This is a genomic window from Chelativorans sp., assembly GCF_031180965.1.
Lineage (GTDB): Bacteria > Pseudomonadota > Alphaproteobacteria > Rhizobiales > Rhizobiaceae > Chelativorans.
Window position 1 is genome coordinate 21,573 of record NZ_JAPSLH010000030.1, and the last position, 19,294, is coordinate 40,866.

Below are 19,294 nucleotides of genomic sequence, written 5' to 3' on the forward strand. Positions count from 1 at the left end.
AACCCTCGTGCTGCAATCGTCCTAGGGCGGAACAGCAATCCCAAAGGAGTACGAAATGATCGCAGAACCGAATGCCGCCACAACCGAGGAGCGCGAACTGGTGCTGACGCGCCTATTCGATGCGCCGCCCGAGAAGGTGTACAGGGCATGGACAGACCCGGAAATCATGAAGCGGTGGTTCGTGCCGCGTCCGTGGACGATGGCCTCCGCCGAACTCGACGTGCGGCCGGGCGGCTCAAGCCGGATCGTCATGCGCGATCCGGACGGCAAGGACTATCCCAATGCGGGCGTTTATCTCGAAGTGGTGGAGAACGAGAAGCTCGTCTTCACGGACGCCTACACGGAAGGTTGGCAGCCTTCGCAAAAGCCCTTCTTCACCGGGATCATCACCTTCGAAGCGGTGGAAGGCGGCAAGACCCGCTATACCGCCCGCGCCCGCCACTGGACGCTGGAGGACAAAAAGGCGCATGAGGAAATGGGGTTTCACGAGGGCTGGGGCCAGTGCGCCGACCAGCTGGCCGAACTGCTGAAGATGATTTAGCTGAAGCTAAGCCGGGTGCCGCAGCACGCTGGCGGCGCGGCGCCGCCGGCCGGAGTAGAGTTGCCACAGCGAGTGCGCGACGAGCGCGAGGATGAGAATTGCGCCGCCGACCAGGCTTTGCCTTGTCGGCGCCTCCGCGAAAAGCAGCCACACCCAGACCGGCGCCAGAACCGTCTCCAGAAGATAGAACATCGCCACTTCCGGCCCGGAAATGTATCGCGGGCCAGTAGCGAGGCAGTAGAAGGAGAGCGGCATCACCAAGGCGCCGTTGAGCACGATCCACCAGGGGTGGTCGATACGAAAGCCGGTCTTCGCGGTCATGGCGGCCGCTACGACCAGGGGCAGGGCCACCGCCAGCAGTGCCGCAAAGCCCATGTCGCGGCCGCTCGCCCTGGAGATGGTGATGGCCCCGGCGATCAGAACGGCGGAGGCGAGCGCCAGAAGGTCGCCGAAAAGATTGCCGGTGCCGATGCTGTCCCCGACGATGATTAGCACGCCGGCGAGCATCGCCAGCATCGCGAGGAAAGTCGCCGGGCGCAGCTTCTCCTTGAGGAAAATCCGGGAGAGCAGGGCGGCGAACATCGAGTTGAGCGCGAGGATGAAGACGAGATTGGCCGTCGAGGTGTGGTAGACGGCCCCTATGAAGCAGATCGTCGCCAGACCGTAGAGCGCCGCCACCGCCAGGCCCGGCCTGCCGGGGACGAGCGCGGGGGCCTTGCGCGATGCGAGCTTCCAAACGATCCAAATGATGAGGCCGGCAGCGAGCGTGAGGCCGCTGCGCGCCATCATGATCGACCACTGGTCTCCCGAGGCAAGCCGGATGAGCGGGATGTCGGCGGTGAGCGCCAGCCCGCCAATCGCGGTGAGCAGCAGACCCTTGGCGTGGTTGTTCTCGGCTTCGGACAAAGGGCGCGGCTTCCTGTGGGCAGATCGGCTCGGCGCGCCTATTCGTAGCGTTCCCAGCCATTCGGCCCGAGATGTTCCTGGGGCGTGAAGCGAACCTTATACGCCATCTTCTTCGAGCCGTTGACCCAGTAGCCGAGATAGACATGCGGCAGGCCGGCTGCATTTGCGCGCCGGATGTGGTCGAGGATCATAAAAGTGCCGAGCGAGCGGTGTTCCAGCTCGGGATTGTAGAAGGAATAGACCATCGACAGCCCGTCCGCCATCTGGTCGGTCAACGCTACGGCCAGAAGTTCGCCTCGGCCCTTGCCCGTGATGAAGGAGTCGGGCCCGCGCTGGCGATACTCAATGATCTTGCTGTCCACATGCGTGTCCTCGACCATCATCGCATAGTCGAGCACCGTCATATCGGACATGCCACCGCGGCGGTGCCGTGCGTCGAGATAGGCGCGGAAGAGGGAGTACTGTTCCGTCGAGGGCTCCGCGTTGTAGGCAGTGCCGATAATGTCTGTATTCCGCTTCAGGACACGCTGCATGTTCTTCGACGGCTTGAACTCCTGCGCCAGGATGCGCACGGAAACGCAGGCGCGGCACGTCTCGCAGGCGGGCCGGTAGGCGATGTTCTGCGAACGGCGAAACCCTCCCTGGGTCAGAAGGTCGTTGAGCTCCGGCGCCTTGCTCCCCACGAGATGCGTGAACACCTTCCGCTCGAACTGTCCCGGAAGATAGGGGCAGGGCGAGGGGGCGGTCAGGAAGAACTGTGGGGATTGGGTCTGATGCTGCGTCATTTCGGGAGGGCGTAACTCCTGTGCCCAACTGCAATGGCCGGGTGCTCCTCGCTTGCGCTCACCGAACACTGGCCTTCGGCGGCGACTCCGGGGAGCCCCTCTACCATGGACCGAAGCAGGAAAAGGTCAATGAATTTGTCGCGGCGGCGAAGAGGCCGCCGCGCTTTGGGTCAATCGGCGCGCACCACCGCGGTGCCCAGCAGCAGGTCGTGCAGCGTGCGCTTATGGTCAAGGAACAGAGCCGCCAGCAGGATGAGCGGTGTCAGGATGGCATTGCCGGCCCAGAACAGTACCGTGTGCAGAATGGCGAGCATCGGGTCCACGCGGTGGCCGTCGAGCCGCTCTAGGCGAACGCCCATCATCCGCATGCCCAGCGTCGACTGGTGCCGGCCGCCGAGCGTCACCGCTACATAGGCCAAGGCGGTCAGGGGACCCAGAATGCCAAAGAGCAGCCAGCCAAGGCCGAGCGTTAGCACGCCCAGAAGAAGGACGAAGAGCGCGACCGGTATCAGAAGAAGGCCGATCAGGAGGTAGTCGATACAAAAGGCGATGACGCGCCGCGTAAGCACACCGTCGAAGCTGCGCGCGTCGAGGCGGCCGCCGTCCTGCGTCATGTCAATCGTCTTCGCAACCATGGCAAAAGCCTCGTAAAAGGGTCAGCCGCTAACAGATGGTGAACCGGCCCGCCATTTCAAGCAAATGTCGCTGCTAGCTCCGCAGCCGCTCCGCCACCTCCGGCGCGAAATAAGTGAGGATGCCGTCGCAGCCTGCACGCTTGAAGGCAAGCAGGCTCTCCAGCATCGCCCTTTCTCCGTCGATCCAGCCGTTCGCCGCCGCCGCCTTGATCATCGAATACTCGCCCGAAACGTGGTAGGCGAAGGTCGGCACGGCGAATTCCTCCTTGAGCCGCTGGATGATATCCAGATAGGGCAGACCGGGCTTCACCATCAGCATGTCGGCCCCTTCCAGAAGATCCTGCTCGGCCTCGCGCACCGCCTCGTCCGAATTGGCCGGATCGAGATAATAGGTCTTCTTGTCGCCCTTGAGCAGCCCGCCCGTGCCGATCGCCTCACGATAGGGTCCGTAGAAGACCGAGGCGAATTTCGTCGCGTAGGACATGATGGCAACGTCCTGGAAGCCAGCGGCGTCCAGCGCGTCACGGATGGCGCCGACGCGCCCGTCCATCATTTCCGAAGGAGCAATGATGTCCGCCCCCGCCGCCGCCTGCAGCACCGCTGCCTGCGCCACCTGCGCCACCGTCTCGTCATTAACGATGACGCCACCGCGCAGGATGCCGTCATGGCCATGGCTGGTGAATGGGTCGAGCGCCACATCCGTGATCATCCCGATCTCCGGCACGGCCGCCTTGATGGCGCGGCTCGCCTGGTTGATGAGATTGTCGGGATCGAGAATGACCGAGCCGGTGGCGTCGCGCTTTTCCAGGCCGATATTGGGAAATGTGGCAATGGCCGGAATGCCGAGCTTGGCTGCCCGCTCGGCCTCGCGCACCGCAAGGTCCACCGAATAGCGGAACACGCCGGGCATCGCATCGACTGGCTCCCGCCGGCCTTGTCCCTCGACAAGGAAGATCGGCCAGATCAGGTCATCAACCCGTAGGTGATTTTCCCGCACAAGCCGGCGCGACCAGTCGGCCCTGCGCATGCGGCGCAGCCTGCGACCGCCGGTGATCTCGTCGACGCTACGGATGGGCTCCGACCCGAGGCGGCTGAACTTGTTCAAGGCTTCTGCTCCGTTTGGGCGGTTTCTACCACGGGCCTGCGCCGGCGAACAACAGAGGCCGGAAACCTCCGCGTAGGATTGGATTGACGTGACTCGGCACCCCACCTATCAGCAGCTATGATAACCCGCATCTTTGCGGAGGAGGTCCGGTTTGGACGAAGATTTCGGCAGCGGCGGCGAGATCCTCTTCGAGCGGCGCGGCGCGGCCGGCGTGATCACGCTCAACCGTCCCGCCGCGCTGAACGCGCTCAACCACCGCATGATCCTCGCCCTGAGCCGGGCTCTGGCCGCGTGGGAGGCCGACGACGATATCCGCCTTGTCGTCATCAAGGGTGAGGGCCGCGCCTTCTCGGCTGGCGGCGACATCCTCGACGTCTATAGGGCAGGCCCCGGCAAGGCTTCGCCGGCCTTCTTCGCCGACGAGTACCGGCTGAACGCGCATATTGCGTGTTTCAAAAAGCCCTATGTCGCGCTCACGGACGGCATCGTCATGGGTGGCGGGGTCGGGGTGTCGTTCCACGGTTCCTATCGCGTCATGACCGAAAGGGCAGTTTTCGCCATGCCGGAGGCCGGCATCGGCTTCTTCCCCGATGTGGGCGGGAGCTACCTGCTGTCGCGGATCGGCGGCTACGGCATGTACCTGGCGCTCACCGGCAACCGCATCGCGCGCGGCGACGCGCTGCGCATCGGGCTGGCCACCCACGCGGTGGACTCGGCCGACCTTCCTGCTGTCCTCGACCGCCTGGCCGAGACCGGGGACCCGGACGGCGCCCTCGACGACTTCTGCAAGAATGCGCCGCCGGAAACCGACGAGGCGCGGTTCCATTCCATCGAGCGGCATTTTTCGCTTGCCACCCTGTCGGATTGCCTGACCAGCCTGGAAAAAGGCAAGGACAAGGGCGACGAATTTGCCAGCGAGGCGCTGGAAACGATCCGGACACGCTCGCCCACCAGCGTTCATGTGGCTTTCCGGGAGGTGCGCTATGGGGCCATGCTCTCCATGGAGGAGTGCATGCGCATGGAGTTCCGGATCCTCAACAGGATGCTGAAGAACCATGATTTTTACGAGGGCATCCGCGCCGCGATCGTCGACAAGACCAAGGATCCGGTGTGGCGGCCTGCATCCTTGGAAGAGGTGGACCCTGCCGCGATAGATGCCTTCTTCGCGCCGCTCGACGAGGGAGAGTTGGAATTGTGACCGACGAGGTCGCCACGCGGCTGCCGATCAGGCCTTCGCCCTATGAATATGCGCTGGAACTGCTCCAGCGCGCCGTCGCGCTTACGTGCCTCGTGCTCGGAACGGCCTATTGGGTGAGGCTCCTGGGCTTCTTCGATGGGCCTGCTTGGCGCTTCGACCTGATGCCGCTCTACTGGCAGGCAACCGCCGTTCCGCTTGCGGTCCTCTTTCCCTTCGCGGCCGTTGGCCTCTGGATGCTTGCCTCCTGGGGCCCGGTGGTCTGGTTCCTCTGCGCGGCGATGGAGGTCGTCATGTACGGCTTCTTTCCGGAGCGCTATGGCTGGTTCGTGCTGATCCTCGTCCTGCACGCGAGCGTCGCGGTCGCCTATACGGTCCTGCGCATCCTGCTTGCCCTGGAGCGCCGGCGCTCCGCCTATTAACCGAAGTTAACGCCTTTTTAGCCCTGTCCGCAGGCTCTTCGACGTAATCCGTTGTTAAGCTTGGCGTTTAAGTCGAATTTTAGGTGCCCGGGCTAGTCTGGCTCCAGGTGAAAAACAAAAAACTCACCGGCGTCGAACGAAAGGCAACAGTCATGATCACCTCGCGATCCGCGACACAGAACAAGTCTGCTCACGAAGAACGTGATACAGGCCTGCGCTCCCTCTATCTCGAAGCCCTCCAACTCGTCGAGCGGCTGCATCGCCGCCTGCTCGACGTGATCAAGGACGAGTTCGAGCGCCAGGGGCGCAGCGACATCAACGCCATCCAGGCACTGCTTCTCTTCAACATCGGCGATGCGGAACTGACGGCCGGAGAGCTGCGCTCGCGCGGCTATTATCTGGGCTCCAACGTCTCCTACAATCTGAAGAAGCTCGTCGATATGGGCTTCATCCACCACCAGCGTTCCCGCGTCGACCGCCGGTCGGTCCGCATCAGCCTGACGCCCAAGGGGCAGGAGATCGCCGACGTCGTGTCGCGCCTCTATGATCGCCATATAGGCTCGATCGAGCAGGTGGGGGGCATCAAAGCGGAGGAATTCCGCCAGATGAACCGGGCGCTGCAGCGGCTCGACCGCTTCTGGAACGACACCATCGCCTATCGTATGTGACCGCTGCCAATTGACGGCCGGGGGCAACGGGTCACATTCCAAGCTTTCATGAAGCGGGCAGGTCTCCGTTGGGGGCCCTGTCCGTTTTCATGTACGTGAAGCTTTCACGGGCGTGAAGAGGCGGCAGTGCCTGCCGCCGCGTCACGTTAATAACATAATTCGGTTGACATGCATGATCGCCAGATCGTCGGCGGACCGCAGGCCCGCTCCGCTCTTGGCTGGCGGGCAGTGGCTTGGGCGGGCTGGTTGGCGAAAAATTAACGCTGTTTCGGCGAATCTCGGCCGAGGCGAAGCTGATTGCTTTAGGTAAGGATCGGACATGAAGACCAGTCGTCGTGTTTTTCTGAGTGGGGCCGGAGCCGCCGCCGCGGCGGCTTTCGCGGGTTCCGCCAGCGCGCAGACCGCATTCGACGCCGTGATCAATGCCCCGCGCCGGGGTGCCTGGGATGACCAGTTCGACGCCGAGGTGAGCAGCGGCGGGGGCAGGGTCTCGTCAACCCTGCCTGTGTTGAGCATGGAAACGGCAAGCTATGTCGAGCGCGCCATAGCCAGCTACTCGAACATCGTCGCGAGCGGCGGTTGGCCGACCCTCCCTGCTGCCAAAGAGCTGAAGCTCGGCGTTGTCGATCCGGATGTTGAACTTCTGCGCCGCCGCCTGATGGTCTCGGGCGACCTTTCGCCGCGCGCAGGGATGTCTCCGGCCTTCGATTCCTATGTCGACGAGGCCCTCAAGCGCTTCCAGGCGCGCCACGGCCTTCCTTCGGACGGGGTGACGGGGCGCTATACCTACAATTCGCTCAACGTCTCCGCGCCGGTTCGGCTCGGCCAGCTTCAGACGAATCTCGGCCGCCTGCGCGAGCTGACTGCCAAGCCGCTCGGCCACCGCTTCGTCATGGTCAACATTCCGGCAGCGCAAATCGAGGCGGTCGAGAATGGCCGCGTCGTGCTGCGGCATAATGCGGTTGTCGGCAAGATCGACCGGCAGACGCCGGTCCTCAGCTCGAACATCAACGAGATCATCCTCAATCCCTACTGGAATGCGCCGGTCTCCATTGTCCGCAAGGACATTATTCCGCTCATGCGGAAGGACCCGAACTACCTGACCAACAATAATATCCGCATGATCGCCCCTGACGGCAGCGAGATCGATCCGCTGACGGTGGACTGGTCGACGGAGGAGGCGGCGAAGTACCGCTTCCGCCAGGATCCGGGCAAGATCAACGCCATGGCTTCGGTGAAGATCAACTTCCCGAACGAGCATGCGGTCTATATGCACGACACGCCGCAGCAGAATCTCTTCCGCGACCAGGAGCGCTTCCATTCCTCCGGCTGCGTGCGCGTGCAGAACGTGCGCGATCTGGTGAACTGGCTGCTGCGCGATACTCCGGGCTGGGACCGCCGTCAGATCGAGACCACGATCCAGACGCAGGAAGACGTACACATCAACCTGGCCGAGCCGGTGCCGGTTCATTTCGTCTATGTCTCCGCATGGTCGACCGGCGACGGCGTCGTGCATTTCCGCGACGACATCTATGGCTTCGATGGGGCGGCGGAACTGCAGATCACAAGCTCGATCTGATCCCGCCGCTCTCGGGACAGATTTCCAAAAGGCCGCCCCGGGCGGCCTTTTTCATTGTCCGCGCCGTTGACGCGCGGCATCTCGTCCCAAGATGTGGCACCTTGCCGAAAAAATTCCGCAAGACATGGTGAGCGCTGCCGAAAAGTGATATTGCGCGTGCTCCCACGAACTGGAAGGGTGACCTGCCATGGCACAAGCGTCCGCCGCCGCAGCCGAGACGGAAAGCTTTTTCTCGCGGCCGCTCGAGGAGGCCGATCCCGAGCTCTTCACGGCGATTCGCAACGAGCTCGGCCGGCAACGCCACGAGATCGAGCTGATCGCATCGGAAAACATCGTTTCGCGCGCAGTTCTCGAAGCGCAGGGGACCGTGCTCACGAACAAATATGCCGAAGGTTATCCGGGCAAGCGGTACTATGGCGGCTGCCAGTTCGTCGATGTCGTCGAGGACCTGGCCATCGCGCGGGCGAAAAAGCTCTTCCACTGCGAATACGCCAATGTGCAGCCCCATTCCGGCAGCCAGATGAACCAGGCGGTGTTTCTCGCGCTGCTTCAGCCGGGCGACACCTTTATGGGCCTCGATCTCAATTCCGGCGGCCATCTCACCCACGGCTCGCCTGTGAACATGTCCGGAAAATGGTTCAAGGTGGTCTCCTACGGCGTGCGCCGCGACGACCACCTGCTCGACATGGACGAGGTCGAGCGGCTTGCGCACGAGCAGAAGCCAAGGCTCATTCTGGCCGGCGGCACGGCCTATTCGCGCATCTGGGACTGGAAGCGCTTCCGCGAGATTGCCGACAGCGTCGGCGCTTATCTGATGGTGGACATGGCCCACATCGCCGGCCTGGTTGCAGGCGGCGCCCATCCGTCGCCGCTGCCGTATGCCCATGTGGTCACCACCACCACGCACAAGTCGCTGCGCGGCCCGCGCGGCGGCATGATCCTCACCAATGACGCGGAGATCGCAAAGAAGGTGAATTCCGCCGTCTTCCCCGGCCTCCAGGGCGGACCTCTGATGCATGTCATCGCCGCCAAGGCGGTGGCTTTGGGCGAGGCACTGCAGCCCGAATTCAAGGCCTATGCTCACCAGGTGGTGACGAATGCCCGGGCGCTTGCCGCAAGCCTCAAGGAGACGGGGCTGGAAATCATCTCCGGCGGCACGGATAACCACCTGATGCTGGTGGATCTGCGGCCGAAGAATGCGACGGGCAAGCGCGCCGAAGCCGCGCTCGGCCGCGCCAACATCACCTGCAACAAGAACGGCATACCCTTCGACCCGGAAAAGCCCTTCGTCACCTCCGGCATAAGGCTCGGCACGCCGGCCGGTACGACGCGCGGCTTTGGCGTGGCGGAATTCGGCCAAATCGGGGAGCTGATTGCCGAAGTGCTGGACGGATTGAGGGCAGCCAATTCCGATGATGGAAATGTCGCCGTCGAGGAAGCGGTCAAGAAGAAGGTCATGGCGCTGACGGAACGCTTTCCGCTCTATCCCCATCTGGGCTAGGGAATGAAGCTGCGATTCCCGCAAGCGAAGGCTTCAGATGCGCTGTCCCTACTGCCAGTCCGAAGACACCCAGGTTAAGGACTCGCGGCCGGCCGAGGATGGCGCCGCCATCCGCCGCCGCCGCGCCTGTCCCGTCTGCGGCGGCCGCTTCACGACCTTCGAGCGCGTGCAGTTGCGTGATCTCGTCGTGGTGAAACGCTCCGGCCGGAAAGTGCCCTTCGACCGTGACAAACTGCACCGCTCCTTCGAGATAGCCTTGAGGAAGCGCAACGTCGATCCGGAGCGGGTGGAACGGGCGGTGACCGGCATTGTCCGCCAGCTCGAAAATTCCGGCGAGGGCGAGGTTAGCGCCGGCGAGATCGGGCTCCTCGTGATGGAAGCGCTGAAGTCGCTCGACGATGTCGCCTATGTCCGCTACGCCTCCGTCTACCGCAACTTCCGCGAGGCGAAGGACTTTCAGGATGTGCTGGGCGAGCTCAGGGGCGAGCCGGAGGCAGACTAGGCAGGGTAGGGATCATGGCGTGCTTTGCTGTCAGCCGGTTCACCCTCTGTCCGGCTTGGCTCGGGTATAGCAGGCGATGCCATTCTCCCCAGAAATGGACCGCCGCTTCATGGCAGCGGCAATCCGTCTTTCGCGCCGCCATCTGGGCCTCACCGGCACGAATCCTTCAGTGGCCACCTTGATCGTGCGTGACGACGGGGCGGCGCCGTCGATTGTCGGGCGAGCCGTGACGGCCGTCGGCGGGCGCCCCCATGCTGAGCCGCAGGCGCTGCAAGAGGCGGGCGATCTGGCGCGTGGTGCCACAGCCTATGTGACCCTCGAACCCTGCGCCCATCACGGCCGCACGCCGCCTTGCGCCGAGGCGCTGATCGCGGCGGGCATCGCGCGTGTCGTTGGTGCGGTCAGCGACCCGGACCCGCGCGTGAGCGGCAAGGGCTATGCGATGCTGCGCGCAGCCGACATCGAGGTGGTCGAGAATCTGTTGGCTGCCGAGGCGGCCGATCTCCTCAAAGGCTATTTGACTCGTTCTACGAAGAAGCGTCCCGAAGTCACTCTCAAGCTTGCGCTTTCGGCGGACGGGAAGATCGGCGTGCAAGGCCAGGGGCAGGTGCGGATCACGGAGGAGATCGCGCGGGCCCAGGTGCATCTCATGCGCGCCGAGGCCGATGCGATCCTGGTCGGCATCGGCACAGCGCTTGCCGATAACCCATCGCTTACCTGCCGCCTGCCGGGCCTGGAGGCTCGCTCGCCGACGCGCATTGTGCTGGACCGATACCTGCGGCTGCCGGAAAACTCCGAACTGGCGCGTGGGGCCCGGCAGGTGCCGCTGCTCGTCACGGCCGCAAGCGATGTCAGCGGGCAGCGCCGTCAGGCGCTTGCGGATGCCGGCGCCGACTTCCTGGCCGTGGAAGCCTTCGAAGGGCGCATCGCCCTTCCGGAGCTTCTCGAGGATTTGGCCGCCCGGGGCATTTCCACGCTTCTGGTGGAAGGCGGCGCCTTCACCGCGGCCGAGTTCCTGGGCGAGAATCTGGTGGACCGCCTCTGCCTCTTTGTCGGCGCGCGGGAAATCGGCGCAGCCGGCATTGCGTCGCCCGTCGATCCCGGTCATGTGCCATCCGCCTTCCGCAAGCTGCGCGAGGCTCGTTTCGGCGATGATCTTTATCTCGAATTTGTGAGGGCGGACTGATGTTCACCGGCATCGTCACCGATATAGGCACGGTTCAGCGCATCGCGCCTCTGCCAAAAGGGCTGCGCCTCAGGATCGAGACAAACTACGATCCGGAGACGATCGATATCGGCGCGTCCATCGCCTGCGCGGGCGTATGCCTCACCGTCGTGGCACTTCCAGACATCGGCTCGAACCAGCGCTGGTTCGAGGTCGAGGCATGGGACGAGGCACTTCAGCTCACGACGATAACGGACTGGCGGGAGTGCACGCGCGTCAACCTGGAGCGCTCCCTCAGGATCGGCGACGAGCTTGGCGGGCATATCGTCTCGGGCCATGTCGACGGCAAGGCGCTCATCCTCGATCGGCAGGAGGAAGGAGAGGCAGTGCGGTTCGTCCTCGAAGCGCCCAAGGAACTTGCCAAGTTCATCGCGCCGAAAGGGTCTGTAGCGCTCGACGGCACTTCCCTGACCGTGAACCGCGTGGAAGGAAACCGCTTCGACGTGCTGCTGATCCACCACTCGCTTTCCGTGACCACCTGGGGCGAGCGTAAGGTGGGAGACCGGGTCAACCTCGAGGTCGATACCATGGCACGCTATGCCGCACGGCTCGCGGAGGCAGCGGCCGAGGGATGAGCCTCGTCGACAATGAGCGGGCAAAACTCTTGGCCAAAGCGCTTGATCGCGCTGCAGTAGAAGAAATAACGGTCGGCTGCCTGCGATGCCCTGCGTGTGGCGCAAGGCAGTTCCTTCCATGTAGCGCTTGCTAAGGAAAAAGCTTCGGCCTAAGTCACCCGGCAACCGGAGAGACTGATGGCCATTTCCCCAAAACTCCTCATCGTCGAAGCGCGTTTTTACGACGACCTCGCCGATGGCCTGCTGGAGGACGCCAAGCGCGCGCTGGAAGAAGCCGGCGCGGTCTATGACATCGTGACGGTGCCCGGCGCGCTGGAGATACCTGGAACGATTGCGATTGCCCATCAGGCCGGGCAGAAGGGCGGGCCTGCCTATGACGGCTTTGTCGCGCTCGGCTGCGTGATCCGCGGCGAGACCTATCATTTCGAGATCGTCGCCAATGAATCGGCGCGCGGCCTCATGGATCTCGCCGTCAGGCATGGCCTTGCAATCGGCAACGGCATCCTGACCGTGGAAAACGAAGAACAGGCCTGGGCCCGGGTGAAGGGGCGCGAGGGGACCGGAACCGTCGAGAGTTTCGGCAAGGGGCGCGGCGCCGCGGAGGCAGCCCTGCGCATGATCGAACTCAAGCAACGCCTGGGAGCGTAAGCCTTGGCCACTCCTGCCGAATCCGACCGCGACACGTTCCGCCCCGCCAACAAGCGGGGAGCGGCGCGCCTTGCCGCCGTGCAGGCGCTCTATCAGATGGACGTGGCCGGCACGGGTCTCCTGGAGACGACGGCGGAATATGAGGGCTTCCGGCTCGGCAAGGAAATCGACGGGGTGGTCTATCGCGAGGCGGACCCGCAATGGTTCCGCGCCATCCTTGCCGGCGTCGTCGAGGATCAGAAGCTCATCGACCCTGTGATCCGCCAGTCGCTCACGGACGATTGGCCGCTTTCGCGCCTCGATTCGACCCTGCGGGCCATTCTGCGCGCCGGCGTCTATGAGTTGACGCGCCGCGCTGACGTCCCGGTCGCTGTGGTGGTCTCTGAATATCTCGACATCGCTAAGGCTTTTTATGGCGAGGGGGAGGAGCCCAAGCTGGTCAATGCCGTGCTCGACCGTGTGGCGCGGCGGGTGCGTGGGGAGGGCAGGGGGCGCGATCCCTCGTGACGGAGGACGCCCTCTATCGTGAGGCGAAGCGCACCGCGCTGATCCTGGCAGCCGCACAGGCGGTCATAGGGGCGTCCGCGCCGATCACCATCTCCATGGGCGGCCTTGCTGGCAGTTACCTGCTCGGCTCCGACAAGGCGCTCGCCACCGCGCCGGTAACAGGCTTCAATCTGGGCGTCGCGCTCGCCACGCTGCCGGCGGCGATGCTTGTCGGGCTGCTGGGCCGGCGCAACGGCCTCATCTCCGGCACCGGTGTCACCGCATTGGGAGGTGCGGTCGCCGCCCTGGCGCTGCTATGGGCGAATTTCTGGCTGTTTGCGGCCGGACTGCTGCTGGTGGGCGGCGGCAACGCTTTTCTGCAGCAATACCGCTTTGCCGCCGCTGACAACGCGCCCGCTGACTTCAAGCCCCGCGCCATCTCCTGGGTGCTTGGAGGAGGGGTGGTCTCGGCCATCCTCGGACCGCAGGTCGCAATCCATACGCGCGAGCTTTTTGCTCCCGTCATGTTCGCCGGCTCCTTTGCCGCCATCATCGGCCTTGCGGCGTTCGGCGGCGTGATCCTGTCCTTCCTGCGCCTTCGTCGCGACGAAGCGCCGTCGAGCACCAGGGTCGACGACCAACCGGCGCGGCCGCTGACTGAGATCATTTCCCGGCCGCGCTTCGTCACGGCGCTTTTCTGCGGAATCAGCACCTTCGCTTTGATGAGCTTCGTCATGACCGGCGCGCCGCTCGCCATGGTGGACTGCGGCTTCTCCCCCGATCAGGCAACCCTCGGCATTTCCTGGCACGTGCTGGCGATGTTCGCCCCGAGTTTTATCACCGGCAGCCTCATCGCGCGCTTTGGCCAGGAGAGAATCGTCGCCGCCGGGCTCGTCATCCTCATCGGCTGCGGACTAGTGGCGCTCTCCGGCATCGCCCTTTGGCAGTTCTGGCTGGCGCTGGTGCTTCTCGGCATCGGCTGGAACTTCGGTTTCATCGGCGCCACCGCCATGGTGGCGGAGTGCTATCGCCCGTCGGAAAAGAGCAAGGTGCAGGGCGTGCACGATTTCATGCTTTTCTCCACCGTCGCCTTCTCCTCGCTGATGTCGGGCCGGGTCTACAACGCCCATGGCTGGGACGTGCTCAACTGGATCATTTTTCCGGTCGCCGGCTTCTGCCTTCTCATTCTCGGCATGCTGGCGCTGCGCCGGCGTCGGCTGCGCCCGGCCTGAGCTGCGGCGAAAATCGGGCTAAATCCCAACAAAACCTTGACCTTCCCAAGCCTCTTTCGCATAAGCCAACGCTTGAGGCTGCCGCCATACGTGCCGGCGGCCTTTCTCTAGGCCCGGGAGGGGTGTCCAGCGGGCCGAAATCAAGGGATACATCGGCAATGACCATGCTTTACGTCGTCATCGCCTGCGGCCTGCTCTCTGTCCTCTATGCCATCTGGGCTACGCAATCGGTGCTCGCCGCCGATCAGGGCAATGCGCGCATGCAGGAAATCGCCGGCGCCATTCGGGAGGGCGCACAGGCTTATCTGACCCGCCAGTACACCACCATCGCCATCGTCGGCGTGATCGTATTCATTCTGGCCTGGTGGCTCTTGAACTCCGCCGCGGCCGTCGGATTCCTGATCGGTGCTGTCCTTTCGGGTGTGGCCGGATTCATCGGCATGCATGTCTCCGTCCGCGCCAATGTGCGCACGGCGCAGGCGGCCTCGAACAGCCTTTCGGCCGGTCTCGATATCGCCTTCAAGTCGGGCGCGATCACCGGCATGCTGGTTGCCGGCCTCGCGCTGCTCGGCGTTGCCGTCTATTACTGGGTGCTGATTGGGCCAATGGGCTATGCCCCGGCCGACCGGACGGTCATCGACGCGCTGGTGGCGCTCGGCTTCGGCGCCTCGCTCATCTCCATCTTCGCGCGCCTAGGGGGCGGCATCTTCACTAAGGGTGCCGATGTCGGCGGGGATCTCGTGGGCAAGGTGGAGGCCGGCATTCCCGAGGACGACCCGCGCAACCCGGCCACCATCGCCGACAATGTGGGCGACAATGTCGGCGACTGCGCGGGCATGGCGGCGGACCTTTTCGAGACCTATGCGGTGACCGTTGTGGCCACCATGGTGCTCGGCGCCATCTTCTTCGCCGGCAGCGAAGTGCTCGCCAATGTGATGATCTATCCGCTTGCCATCTGCGGCGCCTGCATCATCACCTCCATCATCGGCACCTTCTTCGTGAAACTCGGCTCCAACAACTCGATCATGGGTGCCCTCTACAAAGGCCTGATCGTGACCGGCCTGCTGACCATTCTGGGTGTCGGCGGCGCTACTTCGCTCACCATCGGATGGGGCGAGATCGGCACGGCCAACGGCATGGCGATCACCGGCACGAACCTGTTCATCTGCGGCCTGATCGGCCTCGTCGTGACGGGGCTCATCGTCGTGATCACCGAGTACTACACCGGGACGGGCAAGCGTCCGGTGAACTCGATCGCCCAGGCTTCCGTCACCGGCCACGGCACCAATGTCATCCAGGGCCTTGCCGTCTCTCTGGAATCGACGGCGCTTCCCGCCATCGTCATCGTCGGCGGCATTCTGTCGACTTATCAGCTTGCCGGTTTGTTCGGCACGGCGATCGCCGTCACCACCATGCTCGGCCTTGCCGGGATGATCGTGGCGCTCGACGCCTTCGGTCCGGTGACGGACAATGCCGGCGGCATCGCAGAGATGTCAGGCATGCCGCCGGAGGTGCGCCATTCGACCGACGCGCTCGACGCGGTCGGCAACACGACCAAGGCGGTGACCAAGGGCTACGCGATCGGCTCGGCCGGTCTCGGCGCGCTGGTGCTGTTTGCGGCCTATTCCTACGATCTGGAGTTCTTCGCCGCCAATAGCGACCGGTTCCCCTACTTTGCCGATATGGGTGAGGTTTCCTTCTCGCTCTCCAACCCCTACGTGGTGGCGGGCCTGATCTTCGGCGGCCTCATCCCCTATCTGTTCGGCGGCATGGCGATGACAGCCGTCGGGCGCGCGGGAAGCGCGGTGGTGGAGGAGGTGCGCAGGCAGTTCCGCGAGAAGCCCGGCATCATGCAGGGGACGGAGCGTCCGGACTATGCCCGCGCGGTGGACATGCTGACCAGGGCCGCGATCCGGGAGATGATCATCCCGTCGCTCCTGCCGGTGCTGGCGCCGCTCGTCGTTTATTTCGGCGTGCTGCTGATCTCCGGCTCCAAGGCGTCGGCCTTCGCCGCCCTCGGTGCGTCGCTGCTCGGCGTGATCATCAACGGCCTCTTCGTTGCCATCTCCATGACGTCCGGCGGCGGCGCGTGGGACAACGCCAAGAAGAGCTTCGAGGACGGCTTTGTCGACAGGGCCGGCGTCAGGCACATGAAGGGATCCGAGGCGCACAAGGCTTCGGTGACGGGCGACACGGTTGGTGACCCCTACAAGGACACGGCCGGCCCGGCCGTGAACCCTGCCATCAAGATTACCAACATCATGGCCCTGCTGCTGCTCGCCGTGCTCGCGCACTGAGATCAGACATTGCCAAGCAAAAAGGCCCGCGGAAACGCGGGCCTTTTTTGTTCAGGCAGTTCGGCCCTACTGTCCGCCGCCGCCCGCTGCTCCCAGGGGATTGCCGAGCGGCGTACCCTTCGCCACACCGGAAATCATCTGCGCGATGAAATTCTGATCGCGTCCGCCGGTGGGCGTCGTGCGCGAGATGAAGTCGAACACCTTGCCGTCCTGGAGCCCGTAATGGGCGATCTGCCTTACCCGCTGGTCGGGCCCGAAATAGACGGCGAGGACCTGCTGGTCGACCAGTTTCGGGTTCATGAAGGCAGCGCCGCGCACGCGCTTTTGCGAAATATAATAGAAGACCTCGTTGTCGAAGGTCGCCGTGGTCGAGGGCGAGCCTAGCGCCAGCAGCACCTGCTCGCGGCTGGAGCCCACCGGCACCAGCTCCAGTGCCTGCGGATCGATGACATAGCCCTGGGTAAGCGTTTCCCGCGCGTTGAGCGTGGAGCCGACGCTGCCGCAGCCCGAGCTCGCTAGAGCCAGGCTGCCGACCGCGGCGGCGAGCACCAGCCTGCAGCCCTGGCTCCTATTGATTTTCACTACCCGCAACGACATCTCCATTGTTCCCCGAGCCCGACCGAGGGCAGGCCGCACCTTGCACAGGTCGGCAAAACCGGTAAACCAGCTTTCGCGCCGATGCAACTGGACCCCGGTCCTGCCCCGCGGAGGCGATCATCCCAGCCGAAGGAGGGCGCCCCTTCATGTTCCAGTGGCCGTTCAGCGCGCAAAGGCGCACCCGCCGAGTCGTGGTGGACGCGCTCTATGGAGAAATCGTGGCGGCGGCACGGCGCCCGCGCTTCTATTCGGCATGGCAAGTGCCGGACACGCCGCTCGGCCGGTTTGAGATGCTTTCGCTTCATCTCTTCCTCATTCTGCATCGCCTGCGCGAGGAGAAGGGGCCCTCGCGGGACCTTGCGCAGGAACTGACCGACCAGTTCTTCCTCGATGTGGACCATTCGCTGCGCGAACTCGGCATCGGCGACCTCGGCGTGCCCAAGCGCATGAAGAAGCTCGCCCGCATGTTCTACGGCAGGCTCTCTTCCTATGGGCAGGCGGTGGATGCGGGCGATCAGGCTGCCCTTGCCGAGGCATTGCGGCGGAACATTGCGCCCGAGCGCGCGGTATGGAGCGAGGCCGCGGCGCTTTCCGCCTATGTTATGGAAGCGCATCACGCGCTTGCCGCGCATGCCGCCGACGAATTTCTTGCCGGGAAGCTGCGTTTTGCAGCATTGCCGCAGGAGGAATGATGCGGACCGAGACGGAAAAGAGCCCTGTTTCCTACCCGCTGCCGGTGAGGAATCTCGGCCCCAAAGGCGTGACCGTGTCGATCGACGCCGATCAGCAGCAGCGGATGGAACTGGCGAAAGCCCACGGGCTGCTCTCGGTCGAGCGATTCGCCGCGGAACTCGCTATCCGCCCCTGGAAGAAGGACGGCGTGCAGGTGTCCGGCCGTGTGGAAGCCGATATCACCCAAGCCTGCGTGGTCACTTTGGATCCCCTGACGGCGCGCATCGAGGAGCAGGTTTCGGCGGTGTTCGTCCCCGAGGGGTCGCGGCTCGCCCGCATTGCGGCCGATAGCGACGAGATCGTCATCCAGGCCGAGGGCGATGACCTGCCGGAGGTCTTCGAAGGCGATTCGATCGATGTCGGCGCGCTTGCCGAGGAGTTCTTCGCCCTCGCCATCGATCCCTATCCCCGCAAGGAGGGGTCCGCGCTCGAATTCCCTGTCGAGGGGGGCGAGGAGCAGGGTTCCGGCCCGCTTCACGAGGCGCTGAAGAAGCTGAAGGGAAACGGCTAAGTCGTGGGCGGCTATGAAATCGAGGTTGTGCCGACGCGCAAACACGCTATTTTCCCCGCATCCTTCCGGGGCTCCGTTCGACAGCTGAGGCATGCCGCGTGATACGCATTTCGATCGATGCAATGGGCGGAGATCATGGGCCGGAAGTGACGGTTCCGAGCCTCCTGCGCGTCGCGGAGCGTCGCCCCGACGCGCGCTTCCTCATCTTCGGGCGCGAGGGCGAGGTCCGGCCGGTTCTCGACCGTTTGCCCCGGCTGAAGGACGTGGCCGAGTTCGTGCATTGCGACGTCGCCGTTCGCATGGACGACAAGCCCAGCCAGGCGCTTCGCCAGGGTCGCTGGAAATCCTCCATGTGGCGCGCCATCGAGGCGGTAAAGACCGGTGACGCCGATGCCTGCATTTCCGCGGGCAATACGGGCGCGCTGATGGCCATGTCGAAATTCTGCCTGCGCACCATGGCCGATATCGAGCGGCCTGCGATCGCCGCCATCTGGCCGACCATCAGAGGCGAGAGCATCGTGCTCGACGTGGGCGCCACGATCGGCGCCGACGCGCAGCAGCTGGTCGACTTCGCCATCCTCGGCGCGGCGATGGCCAACGCCCTGTTTGACATCGAGCGGCCGACCGTCGGTCTGCTCAATGTCGGCGTGGAGGAGATCAAGGGCCAGGAAGAGGTGAGGGAGGCGGGCCGCATGCTGCGCGAAGCCGCTCTCGACACGATGCAGTATCACGGCTTCGTCGAGGGCGACGATATCGGCAAGGGCACGGTCGACGTGGTGGTGACGGAAGGCTTCTCCGGCAACATCGCGCTGAAGACGGCGGAAGGCACCGCGCGCCAGATCGCCGAATATCTGCGCGCCGCCATGAGCCGCACGCTGATGGCGCGGATCGGCTATGTCTTCGCGCGCGACGCCTTCCAGCGCCTGCGCGAGAAGATGGACGTGCGCAAGACCAATGGAGGCGTGTTCCTCGGCCTCAAGGGCATCGTGGTCAAGAGCCATGGCGCGGCCGACGAAGAGGGCTTTGCCGCCGCTGTCGAACTTGCCTATGAGATGGTGCGCAGCGGCGTGTTCGACAGGACGCGGGCGACTCTCGACCTCTATCACGCCCGCAAGCCGGCGGAAGCGGCGGGCGCGGTCTCAACTGCATAAG

21 protein-coding genes are annotated in these 19,294 nt (G+C 64.3%); 16 read left to right on the forward strand and 5 right to left on the reverse strand.

Features of this window, described 5'->3' with window-relative positions:
- Window positions 1-55 precede the first annotated feature (55 nt).
- Window positions 56-541: an SRPBCC family protein gene (locus RIN79_RS18110; RefSeq protein ID WP_309086088.1), complete on the forward strand. Its 486-nt coding sequence runs from the start codon at window positions 56-58 to the stop codon at window positions 539-541.
- 6 nt (window positions 542-547) lie between these two features.
- Here the strand turns inward: RIN79_RS18110 and RIN79_RS18115 are convergent, their stop codons facing one another.
- The 4 genes from RIN79_RS18115 to hemB all read right to left on the reverse strand — a co-directional run bounded on the left by RIN79_RS18115 (window position 548) and on the right by hemB (window position 3,972).
- Entirely contained in the window at window positions 548-1,447 is a 900-nt protein-coding gene (locus RIN79_RS18115) for a DMT family transporter (protein ID WP_309086089.1), read from the reverse strand.
- 38 nt (window positions 1,448-1,485) lie between these two features.
- Window positions 1,486-2,232 (reverse strand): arginyltransferase, encoded by a 747-nt coding sequence (locus tag RIN79_RS18120; RefSeq protein WP_309086090.1) that lies wholly within the window; start codon window positions 2,230-2,232, stop codon window positions 1,486-1,488.
- A 170-nt stretch (window positions 2,233-2,402) separates the two neighbouring features.
- Complete coding sequence (locus tag RIN79_RS18125) at window positions 2,403-2,867, reverse strand: RDD family protein (RefSeq protein ID WP_309086091.1); 465 nt, start codon at window positions 2,865-2,867, stop codon at window positions 2,403-2,405.
- Between the two features lie 73 nt (window positions 2,868-2,940).
- Entirely contained in the window at window positions 2,941-3,972 is a 1,032-nt protein-coding gene (gene hemB, locus RIN79_RS18130) for a porphobilinogen synthase (RefSeq protein WP_309086092.1), read from the reverse strand.
- Window positions 3,973-4,123: 151 nt separating this feature from the next.
- Here hemB and RIN79_RS18135 point away from each other — a divergent pair, with 151 nt between their 5' ends.
- The 12 genes from RIN79_RS18135 to RIN79_RS18190 all read left to right on the forward strand — a co-directional run bounded on the left by RIN79_RS18135 (window position 4,124) and on the right by RIN79_RS18190 (window position 16,302).
- On the forward strand, window positions 4,124-5,170 hold the full coding sequence (locus RIN79_RS18135; RefSeq protein WP_309086093.1) for an enoyl-CoA hydratase/isomerase family protein: 1,047 nt from the start codon (window positions 4,124-4,126) through the stop codon (window positions 5,168-5,170).
- Entirely contained in the window at window positions 5,167-5,589 is a 423-nt protein-coding gene (locus RIN79_RS18140) for a DUF6163 family protein (RefSeq protein ID WP_309086094.1), read from the forward strand. The genes RIN79_RS18135 and RIN79_RS18140 overlap by 4 nt, the downstream gene beginning before the upstream one ends.
- Before the next feature lie 152 nt (window positions 5,590-5,741).
- The gene (ldtR, locus tag RIN79_RS18145; RefSeq protein ID WP_309086095.1) at window positions 5,742-6,257 is read left to right on the forward strand and encodes a transcriptional regulator LdtR; all 516 of its coding nucleotides are present in this window, start codon (window positions 5,742-5,744) and stop codon (window positions 6,255-6,257) included.
- A gap of 319 nt (window positions 6,258-6,576) precedes the next feature.
- Window positions 6,577-7,836: a L,D-transpeptidase family protein gene (locus tag RIN79_RS18150; RefSeq protein ID WP_309086096.1), complete on the forward strand. Its 1,260-nt coding sequence runs from the start codon at window positions 6,577-6,579 to the stop codon at window positions 7,834-7,836.
- Between the two features lie 187 nt (window positions 7,837-8,023).
- Complete coding sequence (gene glyA / locus RIN79_RS18155; RefSeq protein ID WP_309086097.1) at window positions 8,024-9,337, forward strand: serine hydroxymethyltransferase; 1,314 nt, start codon at window positions 8,024-8,026, stop codon at window positions 9,335-9,337.
- Between the two features lie 37 nt (window positions 9,338-9,374).
- Window positions 9,375-9,839: a transcriptional regulator NrdR gene (nrdR, locus tag RIN79_RS18160; protein WP_309086098.1), complete on the forward strand. Its 465-nt coding sequence runs from the start codon at window positions 9,375-9,377 to the stop codon at window positions 9,837-9,839.
- Window positions 9,840-9,915: 76 nt separating this feature from the next.
- On the forward strand, window positions 9,916-11,025 hold the full coding sequence (gene ribD / locus RIN79_RS18165; RefSeq protein WP_309086099.1) for a bifunctional diaminohydroxyphosphoribosylaminopyrimidine deaminase/5-amino-6-(5-phosphoribosylamino)uracil reductase RibD: 1,110 nt from the start codon (window positions 9,916-9,918) through the stop codon (window positions 11,023-11,025).
- Window positions 11,025-11,639 carry a riboflavin synthase gene (locus RIN79_RS18170; protein ID WP_309086100.1) on the forward strand — a complete coding sequence of 205 codons (615 nt, stop codon included), beginning with the start codon at window positions 11,025-11,027 and terminating at the stop codon, window positions 11,637-11,639. Before ribD ends, RIN79_RS18170 begins: the two co-directional genes overlap by 1 nt.
- Before the next feature lie 174 nt (window positions 11,640-11,813).
- Window positions 11,814-12,287 carry a 6,7-dimethyl-8-ribityllumazine synthase gene (gene ribH, locus RIN79_RS18175; RefSeq protein WP_375165971.1) on the forward strand — a complete coding sequence of 158 codons (474 nt, stop codon included), beginning with the start codon at window positions 11,814-11,816 and terminating at the stop codon, window positions 12,285-12,287.
- Window positions 12,288-12,290: 3 nt separating this feature from the next.
- Window positions 12,291-12,794: a transcription antitermination factor NusB gene (gene nusB, locus RIN79_RS18180; RefSeq protein WP_309086102.1), complete on the forward strand. Its 504-nt coding sequence runs from the start codon at window positions 12,291-12,293 to the stop codon at window positions 12,792-12,794.
- Window positions 12,791-14,005, forward strand: coding sequence for an MFS transporter (locus RIN79_RS18185; RefSeq protein WP_309086103.1), 1,215 nt, complete (start codon window positions 12,791-12,793; stop codon window positions 14,003-14,005). The genes nusB and RIN79_RS18185 overlap by 4 nt, the downstream gene beginning before the upstream one ends.
- Before the next feature lie 158 nt (window positions 14,006-14,163).
- The gene (locus RIN79_RS18190; protein ID WP_309086104.1) at window positions 14,164-16,302 is read left to right on the forward strand and encodes a sodium-translocating pyrophosphatase; all 2,139 of its coding nucleotides are present in this window, start codon (window positions 14,164-14,166) and stop codon (window positions 16,300-16,302) included.
- 66 nt (window positions 16,303-16,368) lie between these two features.
- On the opposite strand, the gene RIN79_RS18195 is transcribed toward RIN79_RS18190, so the two are convergent.
- Complete coding sequence (locus RIN79_RS18195; RefSeq protein ID WP_375165968.1) at window positions 16,369-16,905, reverse strand: outer membrane protein assembly factor BamE; 537 nt, start codon at window positions 16,903-16,905, stop codon at window positions 16,369-16,371.
- 140 nt (window positions 16,906-17,045) lie between these two features.
- Here RIN79_RS18195 and RIN79_RS18200 point away from each other — a divergent pair, with 140 nt between their 5' ends.
- The 3 genes from RIN79_RS18200 (at window position 17,046) to plsX (ending at window position 19,293) form a co-directional block, all read left to right on the forward strand.
- Complete coding sequence (locus tag RIN79_RS18200; protein ID WP_309086106.1) at window positions 17,046-17,591, forward strand: ubiquinol-cytochrome C chaperone family protein; 546 nt, start codon at window positions 17,046-17,048, stop codon at window positions 17,589-17,591.
- A complete protein-coding gene (locus RIN79_RS18205) occupies window positions 17,591-18,142 on the forward strand; it encodes a DUF177 domain-containing protein (RefSeq protein WP_309086114.1) in 552 nt (183 codons plus the stop codon). Before RIN79_RS18200 ends, RIN79_RS18205 begins: the two co-directional genes overlap by 1 nt.
- Before the next feature lie 98 nt (window positions 18,143-18,240).
- Window positions 18,241-19,293 carry a phosphate acyltransferase PlsX gene (plsX, locus tag RIN79_RS18210; RefSeq protein ID WP_309086107.1) on the forward strand — a complete coding sequence of 351 codons (1,053 nt, stop codon included), beginning with the start codon at window positions 18,241-18,243 and terminating at the stop codon, window positions 19,291-19,293.
- Window position 19,294 lies beyond the last annotated feature (1 nt).